This window comes from Capsulimonas corticalis, assembly GCF_003574315.2.
GTDB lineage: Bacteria > Armatimonadota > Armatimonadia > Armatimonadales > Capsulimonadaceae > Capsulimonas > Capsulimonas corticalis.
In genome coordinates, this window is sequence record NZ_AP025739.1 from 3397125 (window position 1) to 3416094 (window position 18970).

At 59.0% G+C, this 18970-nt stretch carries 22 protein-coding genes; 9 read left to right on the forward strand and 13 right to left on the reverse strand.

All coding sequences use genetic code 11. The features are described 5' to 3' along the window. Positions 1-19 precede the first annotated feature (19 nt). The 3 genes from purQ to purB are packed head-to-tail and all read right to left on the reverse strand — an operon-like array spanning position 20 to position 2261. On the reverse strand, positions 20-709 hold the full coding sequence (gene purQ / locus D5261_RS14490) for a phosphoribosylformylglycinamidine synthase subunit PurQ (RefSeq protein ID WP_119320606.1): 690 nt from the start codon (positions 707-709) through the stop codon (positions 20-22). Then, a complete protein-coding gene (gene purS, locus D5261_RS14495; protein WP_119320605.1) occupies positions 706-945 on the reverse strand; it encodes a phosphoribosylformylglycinamidine synthase subunit PurS in 240 nt (79 codons plus the stop codon). Before purS ends, purQ begins: the two co-directional genes overlap by 4 nt. Beyond that, positions 933-2261, reverse strand: a complete 1329-nt coding sequence (gene purB / locus D5261_RS14500; protein WP_119320604.1) for an adenylosuccinate lyase — start codon at positions 2259-2261, stop codon at positions 933-935. The genes purS and purB overlap by 13 nt, the downstream gene beginning before the upstream one ends. Before the next feature lie 179 nt (positions 2262-2440). Between purB and D5261_RS14505 the strand changes: the two genes are divergently transcribed. Beyond that, on the forward strand, positions 2441-2725 hold the full coding sequence (locus D5261_RS14505; RefSeq protein ID WP_119320603.1) for a hypothetical protein: 285 nt from the start codon (positions 2441-2443) through the stop codon (positions 2723-2725). Positions 2726-2750: 25 nt separating this feature from the next. On the opposite strand, the gene D5261_RS14510 is transcribed toward D5261_RS14505, so the two are convergent. After that, a complete protein-coding gene (locus D5261_RS14510; protein WP_119320602.1) occupies positions 2751-3212 on the reverse strand; it encodes a DinB family protein in 462 nt (153 codons plus the stop codon). 155 nt (positions 3213-3367) lie between these two features. Between D5261_RS14510 and D5261_RS14515 the strand changes: the two genes are divergently transcribed. Continuing rightward, on the forward strand, positions 3368-3598 hold the full coding sequence (locus tag D5261_RS14515; RefSeq protein WP_119320601.1) for an AbrB/MazE/SpoVT family DNA-binding domain-containing protein: 231 nt from the start codon (positions 3368-3370) through the stop codon (positions 3596-3598). Beyond that, complete coding sequence (locus tag D5261_RS14520; protein ID WP_119320600.1) at positions 3595-3999, forward strand: type II toxin-antitoxin system VapC family toxin; 405 nt, start codon at positions 3595-3597, stop codon at positions 3997-3999. The genes D5261_RS14515 and D5261_RS14520 overlap by 4 nt, the downstream gene beginning before the upstream one ends. On the opposite strand, the gene D5261_RS14525 is transcribed toward D5261_RS14520, so the two are convergent. From D5261_RS14525 to D5261_RS14535, 3 genes are read right to left on the reverse strand one after another with little or no spacing between them, the layout of a single operon-like run. Beyond that, positions 3985-4587, reverse strand: a complete 603-nt coding sequence (locus D5261_RS14525) for a GNAT family N-acetyltransferase (protein ID WP_119320599.1) — start codon at positions 4585-4587, stop codon at positions 3985-3987. The two genes, D5261_RS14520 and D5261_RS14525, sit on opposite strands and share 15 nt — an antisense overlap. A 3-nt stretch (positions 4588-4590) precedes the next feature. After that, the gene (locus tag D5261_RS14530; protein WP_119320598.1) at positions 4591-5028 is read right to left on the reverse strand and encodes a hypothetical protein; all 438 of its coding nucleotides are present in this window, start codon (positions 5026-5028) and stop codon (positions 4591-4593) included. Further along, positions 5025-8090: an ATP-binding protein gene (locus D5261_RS14535; protein ID WP_119320597.1), complete on the reverse strand. Its 3066-nt coding sequence runs from the start codon at positions 8088-8090 to the stop codon at positions 5025-5027. Before D5261_RS14535 ends, D5261_RS14530 begins: the two co-directional genes overlap by 4 nt. 172 nt (positions 8091-8262) lie before the next feature. Here D5261_RS14535 and D5261_RS14540 point away from each other — a divergent pair, with 172 nt between their 5' ends. Then, a complete protein-coding gene (locus tag D5261_RS14540) occupies positions 8263-9039 on the forward strand; it encodes an alpha/beta fold hydrolase (RefSeq protein WP_165864062.1) in 777 nt (258 codons plus the stop codon). A 7-nt stretch (positions 9040-9046) separates the two neighbouring features. On the opposite strand, the gene D5261_RS14545 is transcribed toward D5261_RS14540, so the two are convergent. Continuing rightward, complete coding sequence (locus tag D5261_RS14545) at positions 9047-9241, reverse strand: hypothetical protein (RefSeq protein WP_125205887.1); 195 nt, start codon at positions 9239-9241, stop codon at positions 9047-9049. Then, positions 9238-12321, reverse strand: coding sequence for an ATP-binding protein (locus D5261_RS14550; RefSeq protein WP_165864061.1), 3084 nt, complete (start codon positions 12319-12321; stop codon positions 9238-9240). The genes D5261_RS14545 and D5261_RS14550 overlap by 4 nt, the downstream gene beginning before the upstream one ends. Before the next feature lie 181 nt (positions 12322-12502). Between D5261_RS14550 and D5261_RS14555 the strand changes: the two genes are divergently transcribed. After that, the gene (locus tag D5261_RS14555) at positions 12503-13279 is read left to right on the forward strand and encodes an alpha/beta fold hydrolase (RefSeq protein WP_119320794.1); all 777 of its coding nucleotides are present in this window, start codon (positions 12503-12505) and stop codon (positions 13277-13279) included. Between the two features lie 30 nt (positions 13280-13309). On the opposite strand, the gene D5261_RS14560 is transcribed toward D5261_RS14555, so the two are convergent. From D5261_RS14560 to D5261_RS14575, 4 genes are all read right to left on the reverse strand, one after another. After that, entirely contained in the window at positions 13310-13642 is a 333-nt protein-coding gene (locus D5261_RS14560; protein WP_119320595.1) for a hypothetical protein, read from the reverse strand. 250 nt (positions 13643-13892) lie between these two features. Then, positions 13893-14645 (reverse strand): hypothetical protein, encoded by a 753-nt coding sequence (locus D5261_RS14565; RefSeq protein WP_119320594.1) that lies wholly within the window; start codon positions 14643-14645, stop codon positions 13893-13895. A gap of 14 nt (positions 14646-14659) precedes the next feature. After that, positions 14660-16264 (reverse strand): nucleotidyltransferase family protein, encoded by a 1605-nt coding sequence (locus D5261_RS14570; RefSeq protein ID WP_165864060.1) that lies wholly within the window; start codon positions 16262-16264, stop codon positions 14660-14662. 84 nt (positions 16265-16348) lie between these two features. Beyond that, positions 16349-16855 carry a HEAT repeat domain-containing protein gene (locus D5261_RS14575; RefSeq protein WP_125205885.1) on the reverse strand — a complete coding sequence of 169 codons (507 nt, stop codon included), beginning with the start codon at positions 16853-16855 and terminating at the stop codon, positions 16349-16351. Positions 16856-17253: 398 nt separating this feature from the next. Between D5261_RS14575 and D5261_RS14580 the strand changes: the two genes are divergently transcribed. From D5261_RS14580 to D5261_RS14595, 4 genes are all read left to right on the forward strand, one after another. Beyond that, complete coding sequence (locus D5261_RS14580; RefSeq protein WP_165864059.1) at positions 17254-17715, forward strand: TlpA family protein disulfide reductase; 462 nt, start codon at positions 17254-17256, stop codon at positions 17713-17715. Positions 17716-17761: 46 nt separating this feature from the next. Next, positions 17762-18010, forward strand: coding sequence for a hypothetical protein (locus D5261_RS14585; protein ID WP_119320590.1), 249 nt, complete (start codon positions 17762-17764; stop codon positions 18008-18010). After that, complete coding sequence (locus D5261_RS14590) at positions 17955-18458, forward strand: hypothetical protein (RefSeq protein ID WP_165864058.1); 504 nt, start codon at positions 17955-17957, stop codon at positions 18456-18458. The genes D5261_RS14585 and D5261_RS14590 overlap by 56 nt, the downstream gene beginning before the upstream one ends. An 88-nt stretch (positions 18459-18546) precedes the next feature. Beyond that, on the forward strand, positions 18547-18942 hold the full coding sequence (locus D5261_RS14595) for a hypothetical protein (RefSeq protein WP_119320588.1): 396 nt from the start codon (positions 18547-18549) through the stop codon (positions 18940-18942). Positions 18943-18970 lie beyond the last annotated feature (28 nt).

Consider the following 18970-nt stretch of genomic DNA (forward strand, 5'->3'; position numbering starts at 1 on the left):
AAGCAGGGCGGCGCGTTGTCTACCGCGTGTGCCGAAGAAGTGAATCGAAGATCAGGCGGCCGTCAGCCGAACCGAGCGCGGGGTCGGCGGCGCGCTCGGGGTGAGGCATGAGGCCGAAGACATTGAATGTCTCGTTGGCGACGCCGGCGATGTTATCGACGGAACCGTTCGGATTCGCCTGATCGGACAAAGAGCCGTCGGGCCGGGCGTAGCGAAACAGGATACGACGGTTTTCCTGAAGCGCTTTGAGGGTCGGCTCATCGCAAACATACTTGCCTTCGCCGTGGGCGATGGGGATTTGCAGCGTTGCTCCGTTGTCAATCTGATTCGTGAAGGGCGTGTCCGTATTTTCCGCCCGCAGATACACTTGCTTGCAGATAAAATGCTGATTGTCGTTGCGCACGAGCGCGCCCGGCAGCAGGTGCGATTCGCACAGTACCTGGAAGCCGTTGCAGACGCCCAGCACATAGCCGCCGTTCGCGGCGAAATCCTGCACCGCTGACATGATCGGCGAGAACCGTGCGATCGCGCCGCAGCGCAGATAATCGCCGTAGGAGAACCCGCCGGGGACGACGATGCAGTCGGCGCCCTTCAGATCGGTGTCCTGATGCCAGAGGTACTCGACCGGCTGTCCCAGGACGTCCTTGATCGTATAGTAGGCGTCCTGGTCGCAGTTCGATCCCGGAAATTTGATAACGCCGAATTTCACCGGATGACCTCGAATTGGTAGTCCTCGATGACCGGGTTCGAGAGCAGCTTTTCGCACATCTCCTTGACCTGAGCATCGATATTCTCGCTGTCCGGAACCGTCAGTTCGACGTACTTGCCGATCCGCACGCCGTCCACGCCTTCGTAGCCCAGTTGGGTCAGCGCCGACTGCACGACTTTGCCCTGGGAATCGAGCAGGGCCGGCTTCAATGTCACCGTCACTTTTACCCGCGCCATTGGTCGCCTCCCGTGTTCTCCTGCGGAAGCAGGCCAAGTTTCTGGAACGTCTCGTCGACGTGCTTCAAGTGATATCGGATATCGAACGCCTTCGCCACTTCCTCGGGCGTCAGGTTCGCGGTGACCAGCGGGTCGGCGGCGACGGCGGTGGCGAAATCCTCGCCTTCCCAAGCCTTCGCGGCGTTGCGCTGCGCGACCTTGTAGGCGTCGTCGCGCGACAGGCCCTTTTCGATCAGCGCCAGCATGACCTGTTCGGATGCGACGAGTCCGCCCATCTTCTCCAGGTTCTTCTTCATGTTCTCTGGGTAGACGTTGAGCGTATCCAGAATGTTCGTAAATTTGCGCAGCATCCAGTCCATCAGTACGCAGGTGTCGGGCAGGATCACGCGCTCCACCGAGGAGTTCGCCAGATCGCGCTCATGCCACGTGGTCACGTTCTCCAGGGCTGGGACCACAAATCCGCGAATGACGCGCGCGAGGCCGCTGACGGTCTCGGAGTTCCACGGGTTGCGCTTGTGCGGCATCGCCGAGGAGCCGCGCTGTCCGACCGCGAAGAACTCCTGCACTTCCAGGATCTCGGTGCGCTGCAAGTTGCGAAGCTCGGTTGCGAACTTCTCCAGCGATCCGGCCAGGATCGCGATCGTCGTGACGACCTGCGCATGCCGGTCGCGCTGCAAGATCTGCGTGCTGACGTCCGCCGCCTTCAGGCCCAGGCTCTCGCAGACCCAGGTCTCGACTTCCGGGCTGATGTTCGCGTGCGTCCCGACCGCGCCGGAGATCTTGCCGTAAGCAATGTTCTCACGCGCCGCCTGTAAGCGAACGACGTTACGCTGCAATTCCGAGTACCAAACGGCCAGCTTATAGCCGAAGGTGATCGGCTCGGCGTGAATGCCGTGCGTGCGCCCGATCTGAAGCGTGTCCTTGTGCTCGACCGCGAGGCGTCCGACGACCTTCATCAGGCCATCAACGCCTTCCAAAATCAAGTCCAACGAATCGCGAAGCAGCAGCGACAGCGCCGTGTCCACGACATCATACGACGTAATGCCGAAGTGGACGAAGCGGCCCTCGTCGCCCAGATGCTCCTGCACGTTCTTGACAAACGCCATCACATCATGGCGCGTCTCCTTCTCCAGTTCGGCAATTCGGTCCAGCTCAAACTTGGAGTCGGCCTTAATCTTCTCCACATCCTCCTGCGGAATGTAGCCGAAGTGCGCCAGTCCTTCACAGACGGCGATCTCCACGTCGAGCCACCGCTGCGTCTTAGCCTGCGGCTCCCAAAGCCCGCGCATCTGCGGGTGTGAATAGCGTTCGATCAAAATCGGAATCCTTTAAAGACGGTTATCAGCCTTCATTATAGCCGAAAAGGGGGGAATGAGGCAAGAAGGGAATCTTGACGCGCGCGCGACGTATTGGGATACTCTCAATAAGAGAAGGTGGAGGCATGAAGGTGACGTCGAAAGGACGTGTGACCATCCCTAAAGGAGTGGCTGGATAATTGGGATACTCAATCTGGATCGAATTCGAACAATATAATCCTGCGGCGGAGACTGACGAGGATGGCTTCTGCAATATAGAAGTGACCTGGGATGATGGAAGACATAAAGGATATAATGTCTGGACAGCGGTATTTTTCCGAGACAATATTGAGACGCTCTTGGACGAGGTGCAAAAGGATGGTTTTGCAATCGGCCCAGACATTATCGTGAGCCGATTGACGCGCGAGCATATTACCGAAGTGTTAAAGAAAATGCTTTCGCAAGACGCTGCCGCATCGATTTAGAATTCACGGCCAGCATAGCAAAAGTTTACGCGCTTGCCTCTTCCAGCAAACTGCCGATGTAAACGATTTGCCCTTCGTGATACGAGGCGTTCCAATAGGCGCCGACGATTAGGCGCGCAAACGAAAACTCGCCGAACCGATTGTTTGTTGTTTGTTGCAGGTCTTCCGGAGAGAGCGTGCGCAGTTTGGCGGCGAGGGCGGATGCGTTGGCGCGGCATCCTTGAATTGCCGTCTCAAATGTGGCGTATTGAGTCAGTGCTTCCGGTGAGGGCGGCCCGCCGGCGGCTTCTCCGTTCAGTGTCCCCAATACTTGATGGGCGCGAACGGCGCATTCTTGAAGCTGGCTGAGAATCGTTCGACCCTTGCCGAGCGGTTTCCATTCTGCATGACCCACGCCGATCTTTTCTGCGGCGGAGATCATGTCCTCGTACTGACTTTCGATCAGCATCGCGAACGTTTCCGTGTCGATTATCATTTGGTTATTCATCGGTGATTTTCCCTTTGTTCGGTTGGCTTTGATATCGCTCTTGATATTTTTGAACCGATCGGTAAGATTATGCGAGAATAAGATATCTCTGTCAAGGGATATTGACGCGTACGTCAATCTGTGTAATACTCTTACTGGTAAGAATGGAGGTCGCTATGAAAGTCACGACTAAAGGGCAAGTTACGATCCCACAGGAAATACGAGAACAACTCGGCATTCATCCGGGTGCTGATGTCGAGTTCAAAATCGACGGAGACGCCGTCAAGATTATTCCGATTCGCAAAGGGGCTTCTGTTGGCAAGCGTCTGGTGGATCAGATGCGAGGCAAGGCAACTATCAAGATGAGTACGGATGAAATTCTTGCGTTGACGAGGGGAGACGCATGAACGGAACGTTGGTTGACAGTAACGTGCTGCTAGATGTACTCACCAGCGATTCGCAATGGTCGGTGTGGTCATCCAATATGTTGGACCAATGCTCAAATGGCGGACCGCTTTGCATCAATCCCATCATATTTGCAGAAGTTTCCGTTAGCTTCGGTACTATTGAAGATGTCGAAGCCGCAATACCAGAGGCTCTCCTTCGACGTCTCGATTTGCCATTAGAGGCTGCGTTTCTGGCGGGCAAGGCATTTCTGCGTTATCGCCAGCAGGGCGGAACTCGCACATCGACTATGCCTGATTTTTTCATCGGCGCCCATGCGGCTGTAACTGGCCTTCGATTATTGACTCGTGACGATAAGCGCTACCGCACTTACTTTCCAACGATTGATTTACTCTCGCCTTAAGCTGCTATTTAACCTTTCTTTCAGCGCCTCCCGAACCTGCGGCCATTCGTCGTCGATAATGCTGAACCGGACGGAGTTGCGTTTGCGGCCGTCGGGCATGATGCGTTCGTGGCGGACGACGCCTTCTTCTTTGGCTCCTAAGCGCAGAATTGCGCGGCGGGATTTTTCGTTGATCTCGTCCGTCGTAAATTGCACGCGTACGCAATGGAGTTTCTCGAAGGCGTAGCTCAGCATCAGGAATTTGGCTTCGGTGTTCACAAAGGTTCGCTGCCATGAGGCGGAAAGCCAGGTGTGGCCGATTTCCAGCTTTCGGTTTTGACGATCGATCTTCCAGAAACGCGTGGTGCCTAAAACCCGATGGGATTCGAGGGATTGGATGACGAAGGGCATGACCGTCCCCGCCGCCTGGCCTTCGAGCGCGATCTGGAGATAGCGCTCTACGGTTTCCGCAGACGGGACGACCGTAAATGGCAGATTCCAGAGTTCGCCGTCCGAGGCGGCTTCGACCAGCGCGGCTCCATCCGACGCCTGCAACGGCCGGAGCTGGATCCGTGGTCCGGTGAGTGTGTCCGATAGTAGTATGTCCATAGGCTAGAGCGTGGAGAGCGTGACGGATATGTCTGCGATCGGGTAGCTGATGGCGATGCGAAACTCTTCCTTCGCTTCGATCGCTTCTAAGAAATCATCGAGCGAAGCAAACTCATGCGACTCGGCGTCGCCGTAGAGCGGGGGCAGTCCTTCCGTGGCGGCGAACTGGACCGTCCCGTGAATTTCGCGCATCTGGCCGTCGGGAAATGGGAATTCGAAACTGCCGATTTGCCGGCAAAAATGCCAGAACTGCAGATCGTCCGCGTCGTGCTTGCCGCCTTCCCAGATCCAGTTCTCGGTCTCTGGAGCCCCTTGATCGTTTCGCGGGATATCTTCCAGGGGACTCCGCGCGAATTCTTTGAAAGTGGACCAGATCGCGGCGGCGTCGCCGGCCGTTTCGAGGCGGCTTCTGAGATCTTCGACTGCTTGGTCGGTTTTCATTTTGCGCGGGATTCCTGAGTGAAAATGGCGTCGATCTCGGCGTCTCCCAGCGCATAGGCAATGGCCTGCTCCCAGGTCAGGGCGCGGCCTTTGTCCCAGGCGGCGTCGAATGCGGTGTCGCCCAGCGCTTGACGGGACTGCTCGATCTGCCGGTCGCGTTCTTCTTGTTTGTCGGAAGGTAAGAGGGCGCCGATGCTGTCTCGCACTGACTGGGAAGCGCCCAATAAACGCACCGCTTTTGCGGCTTCGTTCTGCGCCAGCAAAGTCGTAGCAATCTCCTCCAGACTCTCTGCAGATGTTGCTTTATCTCCCCATTCCTGACACAGGATCAGGCTTTCCTCATAGCATGCTCGTGCTGACGCCCGATCGCCGCGATCACACATTAACCGCCCCAGATTGTTCAGCGGAAAGAGGATCCTTTGGTCGCCCATCATGCGAAATAGGTCGATGCTCTCCTCAAGCCGAGTGCGCGCGAGAGCGTGGTCGCCGAGTATCCAGGCCACGTTGCCCAGGTTGTTCAGTTCTATGGCGCAGCCTTCTCTATCGCCGAGTGTTCGATGCAAATCCAGAGATTGCTCTCCAAGCTCGCTTGCCGAAACATAGTCGCCTCGATTGAAAGCAAGAAGGCCCAGATGGCTAAGTCCCGCACAGTTTCGATCGTTGTTCTCTGCGTTCTGGAAATCGCCGACCGTTGACTGATAGAGCGTTTGGGCCTCTTCATAGAGTGCTCGGGCTGCGTCATGATCGCCCTGGCGATGGGTGACGTCGCCCAGGCTGCCCAGCGTGCTGGCGATCTGCATCGTGTCGCCTAATTCCCGAAAGATACTCAAGCTTTGTTCAAATTGCGATCGCGCCGCCGTATCGTCGCCCTGACGTTGCGCGAGGATGGCTTCTCCGAATAGAGCTCTGGCCCGCGCTGCTGTCGGGGCCTGTGCGTCCGGCTGGATTAGCGCCCTCTGGAGGAACATGCGCCCCTCGCGATATTCGTTCCAGGCGGACCAGGACGGGAATAGCGCGCCCGCCAATCTCAGGCCATCCTGTGCCCCCCGCTTGTCCTCTGCGCTCCAGTCCAGCGCTGCGCGCAGATTGTCGCGTTCGGCTTCCAGACGCCGTCGCCACTTTGCCTCATCGACGCGTCGCCACTGAGCGTAGGCTCCTTCCGCCAGTTCCAGGAAGTGATCCCGATGCCGGGATCGAACGGCATCTAACTCATCGTTCGCCGCCAGCCGCTCGCGGGCATATTGGCGAGTCATCTCCAGAAATCGATAGCGTCCTGGCGCCTCCTGCGCTTCCGCTTCATGAGACTTAAAAGTGACCAGGGACTTGTTCACCAGGGAATCCAGCAGATCCACGATCTGCGAGGGCGCGATGCTTGCTCCGGCGCATACGCGCTCGGCCGCTTCCAGACTCCAGCCGCCCGCGAAGACCGAGAGCCGCCTCAGAAGAACGCGCTCCGTATCGCTTAACAGATCGTAGGACCAGTCCAATGTCGCACGCAATGTTTGCTGCCGGGGCGGGGTCGGGCCGCCGTCGGTCAGCAGATTTAGGTGGTTGTCCAAGCGCGTAGCGATCTGGTCCACGGTCAGCGCGCGAACCCAGGCGGCGGCCAGTTCGATCGCCAGAGGCGATCCTTCCAGACGCGCGCAAATCTGAGCGACCGGTAATGCGTTGCCTTGGGTCAGTTGGAATCCCTTCTGGACTCCCTGCGCTCGCTCCACAAATAGCTGCACGCTCTCGTATCCCATCAGCATCCGCAGCAGCGTCGCCCGTCCGGGCGGCAGATGGCTCAGGCTTGGAGTCGTGAGGCTGGGGACAGTCCAGTCGGTCTCGCCGGTGATTCGCAGCGGCTCCCGGCTCGTGGTCAGAATGCGCAGATCCGCGCATTCTTGGAGCAGGCCCTCGGCGATCTGGGCGCAGCTCTCCAGGACATGCTCGCAGTTGTCCAGCACGAGGAGGAGACGCTGGGCGCGTAATCGTTCGGTCAAGCTCTGAAGCAGGGGGCGCTCCGGCTCCTCCTTCAGACCCAATACGCCCGCGATTTGCGCCGCGACCTGTGATCCATCGGAGAGAGCTTCCAGGGCCACCAGCCATACTCCGTCGGCGTACTCCCGTGCGGCCTCGTTCGCCACCGCCGCCGCCAAACGAGTCTTGCCGATACCCCCTGGCCCCGTCAGCGTTGTCAGCCGCGACTGTCGCAGCCGCATTGCGACTTCCATACGCTCGTCCTCGCGCCCAATCAGGTCGGTCAAGGCATGAGGCAGGCGCCCGTTGACAGCCGGCTCCCTCTCCGCGCCTGGCAGAGGCCGCACCGGCGCATGCGTTGTCTTATCGGCCTCTGCCCGCAGGCGTCGGTAGAGAGCGCTCGTTTGTTGATCCGGCGCGGCGCCGGGATCGTTTCGGAGCAGTTGGGTGAAATCCCGATAGACCTGAAGGGCGGCGTTCGTATCCCCGTTTTGCGTCAGCGCCTCCATCAATCCCCGCCGCGTCCCATCGCCCCATGGATCCAGTTCTACCGCATGCCGGTAATGGCGCGTCGCCGTGGCCGGATCTCCCGCCGCCAGCGCCGTTTCCGCCAGTGTCCGCAGCGCTTTCAGGCAATCCCTCTTTCGTGATTCGCGCTCCTGTCCGACCCATTCCTCGGCGCAGCTCTCCAGCAGCGGACCCTGATACAGTGCGACCGCCCGCGTCAGAGCCTCCGCGCCGCCGTCGGAAATCGCCGCGTCGAATGCGATCAGATCCACATCCACTCCCGACAGCTCGAAACAAAGAGTGTGCGGATTCGGCGATTGCAGCCGGCTTCGCTCGCTTCCGAGCGCCCGCCGCAGGCCGCTCAGAACGGGGCGCAGATTGGTCGCGGCCTGCGCGGCGTCGGCGTCCGGCCAGAGCATTTCCGCCAGCCAATCGCGCTCGACAGGGCGCCCGTGGCGCAGGAGCAGCAGCGCCAGCAGCCATAGTGACTTGCGGGAGTGCGGAGCGGGCGCAGGATGGCCCGCCATGCGGATCTGCATCGGGCCAAACAGTCTGAGGCTGAGCGCGGCGGAGGATGTTTCGAGAACAGTCATGGCGATCTCTCACGAGGGTGCAAGGGAATATTTTGGGGCGTTCCTCTTCAGCAAAGGACTTCCACCCACCGGAACGATTCTCCTCCTGATCGGACGCGTTCAGGGAATGAGGGACTGGGATAATACTTGTGGATCGAACGACAATCCAGTCCATTACAGAAAGGGTATTCCAATGAACATTATTCCCGGCGCCGTCGCTCTCGCGGCTGTTCTCGCCGCCAGCGCGCTCACTCCGTCCGACGCCGCGGCTCCCACGCCGTCCGCCAAGCCCACCATCGTGCTTGTCCACGGAGCCTTCGCCGACGCCAGCGGCTGGCGGCATGTCATCCCGATCCTGGAGAAGGACGGATATCGTGTCATCGCCGTACAGAACTCGCTTTTCTCTTTGACGGAAGACGTCACCACCACGAAGCGGGTGATCGACGCACAGACTGGTCCCGTTGTCGTCGTTGGACATTCCTACGGCGGCGCGGTCATCACGGGAGCGGCGGCAGGCGAATCCAATGTCAAGGCGCTGGTTTATCTGGCCGCCTTCGCTCCGGACGCCGACGAGCCCGTTGGGGCGCTCAATGATAAGTATCCCACCGATCTTACGGCGGCGCTTGCTCCCGACGCCGCCGGTTTTGGTTATATCGACGCCGCCAAATTCCACTCCATCTTCTGCGCGGATGTCGACGAGGAAGAGGCGCGCATTATGGCGGTCACGCAAAAGCCCGTCGCCATCGCGTCATTTGGCGCCACCGTCCCCGCCGCTGCATGGAAGACCATCCCGACATGGTATCTGGTGTCCCAGGAAGATCGTACGATCAATCCCGACCAGGAGCGGTTCTTCGCCAAGCGCATGGGCGCCCACACGAGTGAAATCAAGGCAAGCCATTGCGCCTTCATCTCGCATCCAAAGGAGATCGTCGCGTTTATCGAGCAGGCGGCGACAGCCGTCACAAAGTGAGACGAAATTAGGGGACAAAAGTCATTGTGACGCCCCGATTACCAACAATTGCCGCCATGGACGATTTCATCGAGAAGATGAAATCGTCCATGGCGTTCATCAAGGTTCGAATGTTCTCGAATTGATAGAGCAGAGTGACTTTTGCCGGAGCAGCCGTTTCGATGCTGGATTTTCGATAACTTCTCGCCGGGTCAGATTTCACGATGCGAGGGATTCTTGAGTGAAAACGGCGTCGATCTCGGCGTCTCCCAGCGCATAGGCGATAGCCTGTTCCGATGTCAGGTCGCGGCCTTTGTCCCAGGCGGCGTCGAACGCGGCGTCGCCCAGCGCTTGACGGGACTGCTCGATCTGTCGGTCGCGTTCTTTTTGTTCGTCGGGAGGGATGGGGACGCCGATGCTGTCTCGCAGTGACTGGGAAGCGCCCCATAGACGCACCGCTTTCGCGGCTTCGTCCTGCGCCAGAAGCACTGCGGCGATTCCTTCCAGGCCATTCGCGAATGTTGCTTTATCTCCCCATTCCTGACAGAGAATCATGATTTCCTCGTAGTATGCGCGCGCCGCTGCCAGATCGCCTTGGCTGCACATTGTTCGCGCCAGATTTTTCAGCGGGAGGAGCATTCTTTGATCATCCAACGCGCGAAATAGACGGAAACTCTCCTCGTAGCGAGCAAACGCCAAAGCTTGATCGCCAAGCTCTCGATCAAGATTTCCCAGATTGTTCAGCTCGGTGGCGCAGCCCAGTCGATCGTCCTGCGCGCGATGAAGATCCAGACATTGTTCTCCCCACCGACGCGCCGATGCGTAGTCGTGTTGATTATAAGCAAGAATGCCCAGATAGTTGAGGATGCTTGTCTTGGCGGTACGATCCTCTGCTCCTAAAATACGCAAATATTCCTCATAGAGTGTCTGCGCCTCCGTATAGAACGCGTGCGCTGGCGCATGATCGCCTTGATGACGGGCGACATCGCCGAGACTTCCGAGCGTGCCGGCGATCGGAAGCGTGTCGCCTAACTCCCGAAAGATGCTCAGACTTTGTTCAAACAGCGTTCGCGCCGCCTCATAGTCCCCTTGACATTGCGCGAGAAAGGCTTCCCCGAACAGCGCCTTGGCTCGGTGGGTTGTCAAGTGCTGGGCGTCTGCCCGAGACAGCGCCCGTCGGAGCAGCGCGCGTCCCTCGCGATATTCACTCCAACCAGATCTGGCTGGGAAGAGCGCGTTCGCCAATCTCACTCCAGCCTCTGCCCCTTGCGGGTCCTGGTCGCTCCAATCCAGAGCCGTGCGCAGATTGTCGCGTTCGGATTCCAGGCGCCGCCGCCACTTTCCCTCATCGACGCGCCACCATTGCGCGTAGGCGTCTTCCGCAAGCTCCAGGAAGAAATCCCGATGCCGGGTCCGAAGGTCCTCCTGCTCGCCGTTCGCCGCCAGCCGTTCGCGGGCGTACTGCCGAGTCATCTCCAGGAAGCGATAGCGTCCGGCGGCCTCCTGGTCCTCGTTGGCTCCTGGGCCAAATGCAATGAACGACTTGTCGAGCAGGGAGATCATCACATCCAGGACCTGGGCGGACGTGATGTCCGGCCCGGCGCACACGCGCTCGGCCGCTTCCAGACTCCAGCCGCCCGCGAAGACCGAGAGCCGCCTCAAAAGAACGCGCTCCGCATCGCTTAACAGATCGTAAGACCAGTCCAAAGTCGCCCGCAATGTTTGCTGCCGGGGCGGGGGCTGCCCCGCGCGTTCGACCTGTCCGTCGACATGATTCAGCAGCGCCAGTCGGTCATCCAGGCGAGCCGCGATCTGCTCCGTCGTCATCGCACGGACCCACGCCGCCGCCAGCTCGATCGCTAGGGGAAGCCCCTCCAGCCGCGCGCAGATCTGGACGATCGGCAAAGCATTGTCATCGGTCAGTTGGAATCCGTTCTGAACCTCCTGCGCGCGCTCCACGAAAAGCTGTACGCTCTCGTATCCCATCAGCGTCCGTAGCCGCGTCGCTCGCTCCATCGGCAGATGATCCGAATTCGGCGCGGTGAGGCTGGGGACGGTCCATTCGGTCTCGCCGGCGATCTTCAGCGCCTCGCGGCTGGTGATGAGGATGTGCAGGCCGGGACAGTCTCTGAGCAGCGGCCAGACGATCTGAGCGCAGCTCTCCAGGACATGCTCGCAGTTGTCCAGCACGAGGAGGAGACGCTGGGCGCGTAATCGTTCGGTCAAGCTCTGAAGCAGGGGGCGCTCCGGCTCCTCCTTCAGACCCAATACGCCCGCGATTTGCGCCGCGACCTGGCGTCCGTCGGAAAGCGCGTCGAGAGCCACGAGCCACGCTCCGTCGGCGTGCTCCGGCGCCGCTTCGCGCGCCACGGCCAGCGCCAGGCGGGTCTTGCCGATTCCGCCAGGTCCCACCAGTGTCACCAGGCGCGACCGCCTCAGACGCGCGGCGACTTCGCGGATCTCCTCCTCGCGCCCAATCAAATCCGTCGGGGCATGAGGGAGGTAGCCGCTGATTGACGGCTTCTGTTCCCAGGAAGCCGCCGGCGGATCCTGAGGGCGGGGCTGCTTGCGCGCGGAAGCGCGCAGACGCATGTAGAGCGCGGCCGACTTTTTATCCGGCGCGGCTCGCGGATCGTCGCGGAGCAGCTGGGTGAAGTTTCGGTAGACTTCCAGGGCGGCGTTGGTGTCCCCGCTCTGGGCCAGCGCCTCCATGAGCCCTCGCCGCGCTTCGTCCCGCCACGGCGCCAGATCCACGGCGCGGCGATAGTATCGCACCGCACTGTCAGTATCGCGCGCCGTCATCGCGGCCTCCGCCAGAGTGAGAAGCGCGCGCAGACAGTTCTGCTCACGCGTTTTGCGCTCCGCCTCGATCCATTCCTCGGAGCAGCCCTCCAGCAGCGGCCCGCCGTACAGCGCCGCCGCTTGGGCCAGAGACGCCGGCGCGCCGTCGGAAATCGCCGCGTCGAACGCGGCCACGTCCGCCTGCGCGCCCGTCAGATCCAGCACGAGTGTGTGCCGCTTGGGCGACTGGAGACGCGGCGCTTCGGAAGCGAGGGTGCGGCGCAGATCGCTCAGGACCGGGCGCAAGTTCGCCAGCGCCTGCCCCGGATCGGTATCGGGCCAGAGGGTTTCCGCCAGCCACGCGCGATCCACCGGCCGTCCATGGCGCAGGGTCAGCAGCGCGAGCAGCCACAGCGCTTTTCGAGAGCGCGGGCCGGCCGGCGCCTTCCCCTCCACGGCAATTCGCATCGGGCCAAAGAGAGTCAGGCGAAACGGCTGGGGAGTTGCTGCGGAAATGGTCATGGCGATCTCAAACCGATGGCGCGGGCGTTTTCTGGGAGAACCGGGCATAGGAGTTCCGGCGCGAGAAAGCACTTCCACCGTTCGGAACGTTTTTCCTCCCGATCGAAACCGTTCGGGGAGCGCGGGAGCGGCACAATGCTTCTGGATCGAACAAAAATCGAAACCAGAAAGCGAGAAAATCATGAACCTCATTCCCGCCGCGGTCGCTCTTGCGACTGTCATCGCCGCAAGCGTCGCCGCCCCTTCCGAGGCGGCTGCGCCCGCGCCGTCCGCTAAGCCGACGATCGTGCTTGTCCACGGAGCCTTCGCCGACGCCACCGGATGGCAGCATGTCATCCCGCTGCTGGAGGACGATGGTTACACCGTCATCGCTGTCCAGAACTCACTGTTCTCTCTGTCGGAGGATATCATTACCACGAAGCGTGTCCTTGAGGCGCAGACTGGCCCCGTCGTCGTCGTCGGACACTCCTACGGCGGCGCGGTCATCTCCGGCGCCGCGGGAGGGGAAGCAAACGTCAAGGCCCTGGTTTATATCGCCGCGTTCGCTCCTGACGCGAACGAGGCGGTCGGCGCCTTCTTTGAAAAGTATCCCACGGCGCTCGGCGCGTCAGTCCACACCGACACAGCCGGCTTCGGCTATATCGATCGAGCAAAGTACCACGCCATCTTCTGTGCGGATGTCTCGGATGTCGAAGCGCGCGTGATGGCCGCCGCTCAAAAGCCCATCTTGATGGCGTCCTTCGGCGCTTCCTCCCCCAGCGCGGCGTGGCGAACAATCCCGTCCTGGTACATGGTGGCCCAGGGAGACCTGTCGATCCACCCGGACCTGGAGCGCTTTTACGCCAAGCGCATGGGCGCGCATACGACGGAAATCAAGGCCAGCCACTGCGCCTTCATCTCCCATCCGAAAGAGATCGCGGCGTTTATCGAGCAGGCGGCGGCAGCCGTCACAAAATGAGTCTGGGGGCGGCTGGCGAGGGATTGGCGTTTACTGGGCTTCGTCCGCGAAGTAAAGCTCCCAGGCCTCAATCTCCAGCGTCAGCCGCTCCTGGATGATCTGCGGCGCGGACATGCCGCGTGTTCGAATCTGGTCATAAACGTCGCCGGCGGAGGGATCGGTTGTGTAGCCATGGCTGCGCATGGCCGTAAACAGACATTGCGCGTGGCGTACGCCTTCGCGGCCGCAGCCGGCGACGATGCCCATTTCAAAACCCGTGAGCAAAATGTCGAGACTGGTAATATCGTCGGGGCGCCGGAGGAACATGGCGGGACGGTTTTTGACTTTGGCGAGGACGTCAACGATCCTCTGTAAGCTGCTCACCCAAAGATCTCCGCAATTGAGATTTTGTCATGGAGACGCCTTCCTGCGTGTAATATCCGTTTGCTTAGCGGATACGAACGCAGACTGATAAACAAGGTCGTCATCTGGGAGTATTATACGGATATGGGTTCGTCGTTGTCAAATAACGCCACTATATTGAGGGGAGGCGGTGTAATGTCAAAGGCCAAACGACTGTTTTTGGGCGTCTGATCGCCGTACTGCCCGTCGTTTCCTACGTTGCGCTGCTGTTTTATTTCAGCGTGGTGAGTGACGCGGGAAGAGCCGTGACATCCTCCATAAAGCTTGGGGATTCGTACCAGCCCCCAAGGCCGGTGCTTTGTTTTCCCATATGCTGAACGAGACTGGGCGAAGTCGCGAATAGAGGCAGACCTTCTTGGGTGAGATAATAGCGCAGCAATATATCGTAGGGCGCATCATTTCGCGCCAAGCCATGCTTTCTCAAATAGGTTCTAAACCCATGCCGCATCTTGGCGGTGTAGTACATCGCCTGCGTGCCATAAAATTTGTCGTATGGATACGAAACGAACAGTTCGCCGTGCGCGCATCCCGCCAGCGCAAAACTCTGCGGACAGTATAAAGAAACGGCGAAGTTATCGCCGTAACGGTCTTCCAGCACGGAGAGAGTGTCCAGTAGCCGGGCTTGCCAGCCGTGAGCGAAACGGATATCGTCCTCCAGCAATAGTGTTCCTCGCTTGCCGCCGATCGGTTCGTTGAGGCAGCGATAGTAGTTCCACGTCGCCCGATGGCGCACCGCGTTGTTCTTGATCCATGACCAAACTGTAGGCCCCATCTCCACGACCGTGATCCCGGGCATTGGGCGAAGGTGGTCGAGGTGTAACGTGACCGGAGAGCCGACCACCAAAGATACTGAACGTTCACGGCTGATGGGGTACTCGCGCGAGAGGCTGCGCAAGGTCGCGTCCAGGTAATTTTCCTCGCGCCAGATGGTGGAAATCGCGAGATTGATCTTGTCGAATGTCATCGCTTTAATTACCGTCAGTAAGACTTATCGGGAATTACGTGCAAGGGCAGCATGAGCAGGGCGTCTTCTCGGAAGCAGACATTGCTTTCATGACCGTCTCGGATCTTCATGACCAGCGTCATGATCGGAACTTGTCGATCGGGGCGGAAGGCGGCGGGCATCTCGGACCATTCAAATGAGAGATGCGCCGCGCCGGTGTTTATGGCGGGATTCCCGAGGTCGTGCGCGCCAATCTCCGTCCATTTGACGTTGCTGTAAGGGATTTCGAAGCCGGCTGGACGCGATCCCTGGAACTTGTATGGATAGTAAAGCAGCACTTGATAGCGATAACCGGGCGGAAGCGCCCGGAGGATTTCGATCTCAAAGCGCAGAGCGTCGAGTTCCCAGAACGCGCGCAGCCGAGCGGGAATCTGATCTCGGGCAGGGCTCTGTACGAGGATCCGGGACAGCATTTGCGTTTCGCCGGATTCCTTTGGATGGCAGGACGCGGCGATATACCAGCTGCCGTCCGCCGCTACGCGATTCGGCTCCAAGCGATCGAAGACGTCTTTGGGATTGAGGCGCTGTAGCAGCTCGTCCGGCGTTCGCGGCGCCGTCCAGCCAGACCAGTTCGACAGCAGCATTGGAGCGCTTGTTGTTTCATGAGGCGACTCGTCAGAACTCAGCGCGCCTGCGGGATTCGGAGTTCTGAATGGGACGGCTCCCAAATATTGGCGTGCAAGGCTCTGGACAAAGTTAACCGCATCGTGGGCGGAGAAGCGGTTGACAAGCCTATGGAAACGCCTCTCATCGAACTGCGGATGGCGCGCGAGATCGTGGATATCGGCCAGTTCTCCGAGCCGGACGATTGGAGATTCCAGCGCTTGCCCTTCGACATAATGACGGAAGGCGTGGACGCACAGCAGCAAGGCCGACATCATCGGGTTTGGCGCGGTCAGATCCTGCGTCCCAGGAGCAACGCCAGGGCAGGACTCGTCTGCGATCTCCTGGTAGTGGATCGACGTCTCTCGAAGATCGGAAAACGGCTGTATCCAGAGGCCCGGATGAGCCTCGGGCCGCATATCGGCGCCGGCCAGCCCCGGCGGATAACTCCAGACCGGGAAGCTCCGATGGATCTCCACCTGCACATCCCCGCGATACATGACCGCGACATGGGAGCCCTTATCTCGCTTTTCTTCGGTCGCATATCCCAGCCTCGTCATCGCTTCCCAGAGGCTCTCCGGGTCTTTGGAAAAGAGATCAATATCGCCGCTCACCCGGATATTATCATCCCCTCCAGTGAGAGCGTAAATGGATAAGCCTTTGATAGGAATGACCGGTCCCGCGACTGCGGGGACAGATTTCACGATCTCTCCCAACGACGCGATCTGCTGCTGAATCCTGTGCCGGGCGAATCGATTCAGAGTAAAGGCCCGGATATTTAGCACGCGGGACGCCCACCGAGGCCGTTCCTTCTGGACTCGCCGGAAAAACCGGGAGTACAGGTTATGCGAGGCGATGAGAAGGAGCAGCGCATCCTCGTCCACGCTCCGCACAGCGTCAAAATCTCCGGGCGCGCCGGCGGCCCATTTGAGGATTTGCAGAATCGCGGCGTCGCTCGCGCTTTCTTCGTGAACCAATTTCCTAGATGGCGTTAGTTGCAATGACAGAAACCTTCATTCGTCGATTTCCAAACGGAGATATGGCCGATCGCGAAGCGCTGACTAATAAAGAAGACTCTGAATCGGCGGCGCTGGATATCCCAGATCCGTCAGCGCAGCTTGCGCGGCCAGTCGGGTGGTGTCTTCCGGCGCCTTGAGGAGAGGAACGAGAGAGGGAATCGCTCGCTGATAACCCATGGATCCCAGGACAGTGATGACAAGCGGCTTCAGGTCATTGCTGGGGTCGCCTGGATAGGATTTTGCGAGCATGGCGATACAAAGTTCGCTTGCCTGGCGCTTTTGTGTCAGGGTTAAGTTCTTCGCCGCGACCCATGCGCTCAATCCCGCCAGCGCATCGGACGCGGAAAAATGCTTTGTCTTCAGACCGTGATAGATACTCGCAAAATCCTGCGTGCTGAGCTTGTGGGAGCTGGAAACGCCGAGGGAGATCGCCTCCAAGGACTTTGTGACGCCGCGATCCGTCGATGTGGCGGCGCCAGCGCGCAAACCGCCGGCGAATATCAACCCGGCGCTCACTGATAATATTGCGAGAGAAAGCTGCTTATTCACGAGATCCCCTCCTATTAAGATGATTGTAATAGAGATGGGACCATTTGTCAAGTTGTTTGCAAATATTACGGATCCATAATTAAGGTGATCGTGTTCTGGTTAGGATTGCGATACCAAAACCTCTCTCAAGGTAGTCAGAAACGGTTGCGTTACTCTCGAAAGTGATATTACATATGCTTCACAAGAAAAGTAACTTTTTGATTCATCAAATGCTCTCCAAACTGGCTTGACAAATCGGGTTATGACTGTATATAATGGTCCCACATCCAAAACGGCGCCGTTGCTATAATGGCTCCATAATCTTAGCAGCGCGAATTCAGAGCCGTCATGGCGAATGCGACGCCGTGTCATGGCGTGACGTTTTGTTTGTGTTTCCCATATTTCGGAGTGATAGAAATATGCCGCTTTCCATAGGAACCCCACTTCCATCGCTTGCAGGCGCAACCGGTTGGTTAGGTGATTCTTTTGCAACAAATGCAATCCATGGAAGCCCGCTGCTCGTGCAGTTTTGGGCGATCTCCTGCCCTGTGTGCAGGATGAACGCGCCCCATCTCTTGGGGCTGATCGAAACCTATCGCGACCAGGGGTTGCAGCTGCTTTCCGTGCACATGCCGCGCATGGAGAGCGATATGGATGTGGCGGATGTCCGCGTGGAGGCGGAATCGCTGGGTTTAACCGGCCCATGCGCCGTGGACAACGAGCACACGATCGGCGATCTTTTTCAGACCGGAGGGGTCTGGCCGTGCTACTTCCTGTTTGACGCTCAAGGCAAGCTGCGCAGCCGCGCCGCCGGCCAGCTTGGCCTGAAGATGGCGGAGAATTCGCTGAAGCGGATGCTGGCCCTAGAGCCGGCGCTTTAGCTGTCCTGTACGTTCGGTAGAAAAGGAGGATGGTGGAACAGCAAATATGCTTATTGATGATCGTGAAGAGTACATTGACCTGGTCGCGCAGGCGGTGATTGATCGGATTGAGGAACGCGACCGCCTCGCCGGGCTGGTGGATCTGGTAGTCCGCCGCGTTTTGGAACTACAGCATCAACAAGCAGAAGTGCAGAATAACGGTCAACAACCGCAATTGGACAACCAAAAGGAGATCGAGGATGCAGGACAAGCAATCGGAATCGTTGGAACAGCAGGCGGCTCCCTCTGTCGCTGAAACCGCGGAAATGAAGTTCGAACGAGAGCGGCTGGCGCGTCGTAATGCACTGAAGCGCTTCGGAATGACGTCAGCGATGGCGACATTGGCGTTATTTAGCGTCGACGACCTTGCCCGGATGGTGGGGAAAGCGCTGCAACAGCGCGCCGGCGATAACCAGATCGCCGGTCGCCTCGCCACCGAATTCCAAAGCATGGGCGCCGCCTTCGCCACGGGGATGCCAACTCCCAGCGCTTGCTCCACGCCCAATGCGTGTCAGGGACTTAGCACTTGCCAGTGTTGCGTTCAATCGAAAATCTGCGATCAGCTGAAATGTCAGGGCGCGCATACGATTAACTTACGCAACGGCATGGATCCCACGCAAGCCCAGTCCATCTTGGATGCGTGTAATTCCGCAGCCACTGCGAAGGCGTCCACATGCTGCACCACGAATCACTGTAACTGCTAATAGGCGGGTTAGTCTCGATCCTATAAGAGCGATCCCGCAAGACCTCTCTGAGCCTTGTGGGATCGCCGCGCCAAGGAATACTCCGAGAATGCAGAAGCCTAAGATCCAAATCATTTTCTCGCTCATCGTTTTGTCTATCGCCGGAATGTTGCTTTGGGGGCAGCTAAAGCCCGTCCCGCGACCTGCCAAGACGCCTTTTCAGATCGAGCAAGAACAGTTTGTCAAGAAGATGAACAGCGATAACGACTGGTTTAAACAAGCCTACGCGCATGGAGTGTCCCCCAAGGTGCTCGGGGAGAAAGAGGTCGCAGCGACCAATGCGACCATTCGAGAAATTCATCTTGTCGGTAAACGACCGGATTGGGGATCTCTTAGTGTCGAAGAGAGAACGCGCATCACGGACGAAGTCAATCGAAAGAGCGATGCGGCGAGGCAGGTGATGCGAGACTCGTACTACACAAAGCCGTTCAAACCGGATTGGTAAACACGCCGTTTGCTTGCATGATTAGCAT

Coding starts and splice junctions, on each gene's coding strand:
- D5261_RS14540 (WP_165864062.1), top strand. CDS start 8,263: ATGAACATTATTCCCGGCGCCGTCGCTCTCGCGGCTGTTCTCGCCGCC.
- D5261_RS14515 (WP_119320601.1), top strand. CDS start 3,368: ATGAAAGTCACGACTAAAGGGCAAGTTACGATCCCACAGGAAATACGA.
- D5261_RS14590 (WP_165864058.1), top strand. CDS start 17,955: ATGCAGGACAAGCAATCGGAATCGTTGGAACAGCAGGCGGCTCCCTCT.
- D5261_RS14530 (WP_119320598.1), bottom strand. CDS start 5,028: ATGAAAACCGACCAAGCAGTCGAAGATCTCAGAAGCCGCCTCGAAACG.
- D5261_RS14550 (WP_165864061.1), bottom strand. CDS start 12,321: ATGACCATTTCCGCAGCAACTCCCCAGCCGTTTCGCCTGACTCTCTTT.
- D5261_RS14525 (WP_119320599.1), bottom strand. CDS start 4,587: ATGGACATACTACTATCGGACACACTCACCGGACCACGGATCCAGCTC.
- D5261_RS14565 (WP_119320594.1), bottom strand. CDS start 14,645: ATGACATTCGACAAGATCAATCTCGCGATTTCCACCATCTGGCGCGAG.
- D5261_RS14510 (WP_119320602.1), bottom strand. CDS start 3,212: ATGAATAACCAAATGATAATCGACACGGAAACGTTCGCGATGCTGATC.
- D5261_RS14580 (WP_165864059.1), top strand. CDS start 17,254: ATGCCGCTTTCCATAGGAACCCCACTTCCATCGCTTGCAGGCGCAACC.
- D5261_RS14555 (WP_119320794.1), top strand. CDS start 12,503: ATGAACCTCATTCCCGCCGCGGTCGCTCTTGCGACTGTCATCGCCGCA.
- D5261_RS14595 (WP_119320588.1), top strand. CDS start 18,547: ATGCAGAAGCCTAAGATCCAAATCATTTTCTCGCTCATCGTTTTGTCT.
- purS (WP_119320605.1), bottom strand. CDS start 945: ATGGCGCGGGTAAAAGTGACGGTGACATTGAAGCCGGCCCTGCTCGAT.
- D5261_RS14520 (WP_119320600.1), top strand. CDS start 3,595: ATGAACGGAACGTTGGTTGACAGTAACGTGCTGCTAGATGTACTCACC.
- D5261_RS14585 (WP_119320590.1), top strand. CDS start 17,762: ATGCTTATTGATGATCGTGAAGAGTACATTGACCTGGTCGCGCAGGCG.
- D5261_RS14535 (WP_119320597.1), bottom strand. CDS start 8,090: ATGACTGTTCTCGAAACATCCTCCGCCGCGCTCAGCCTCAGACTGTTT.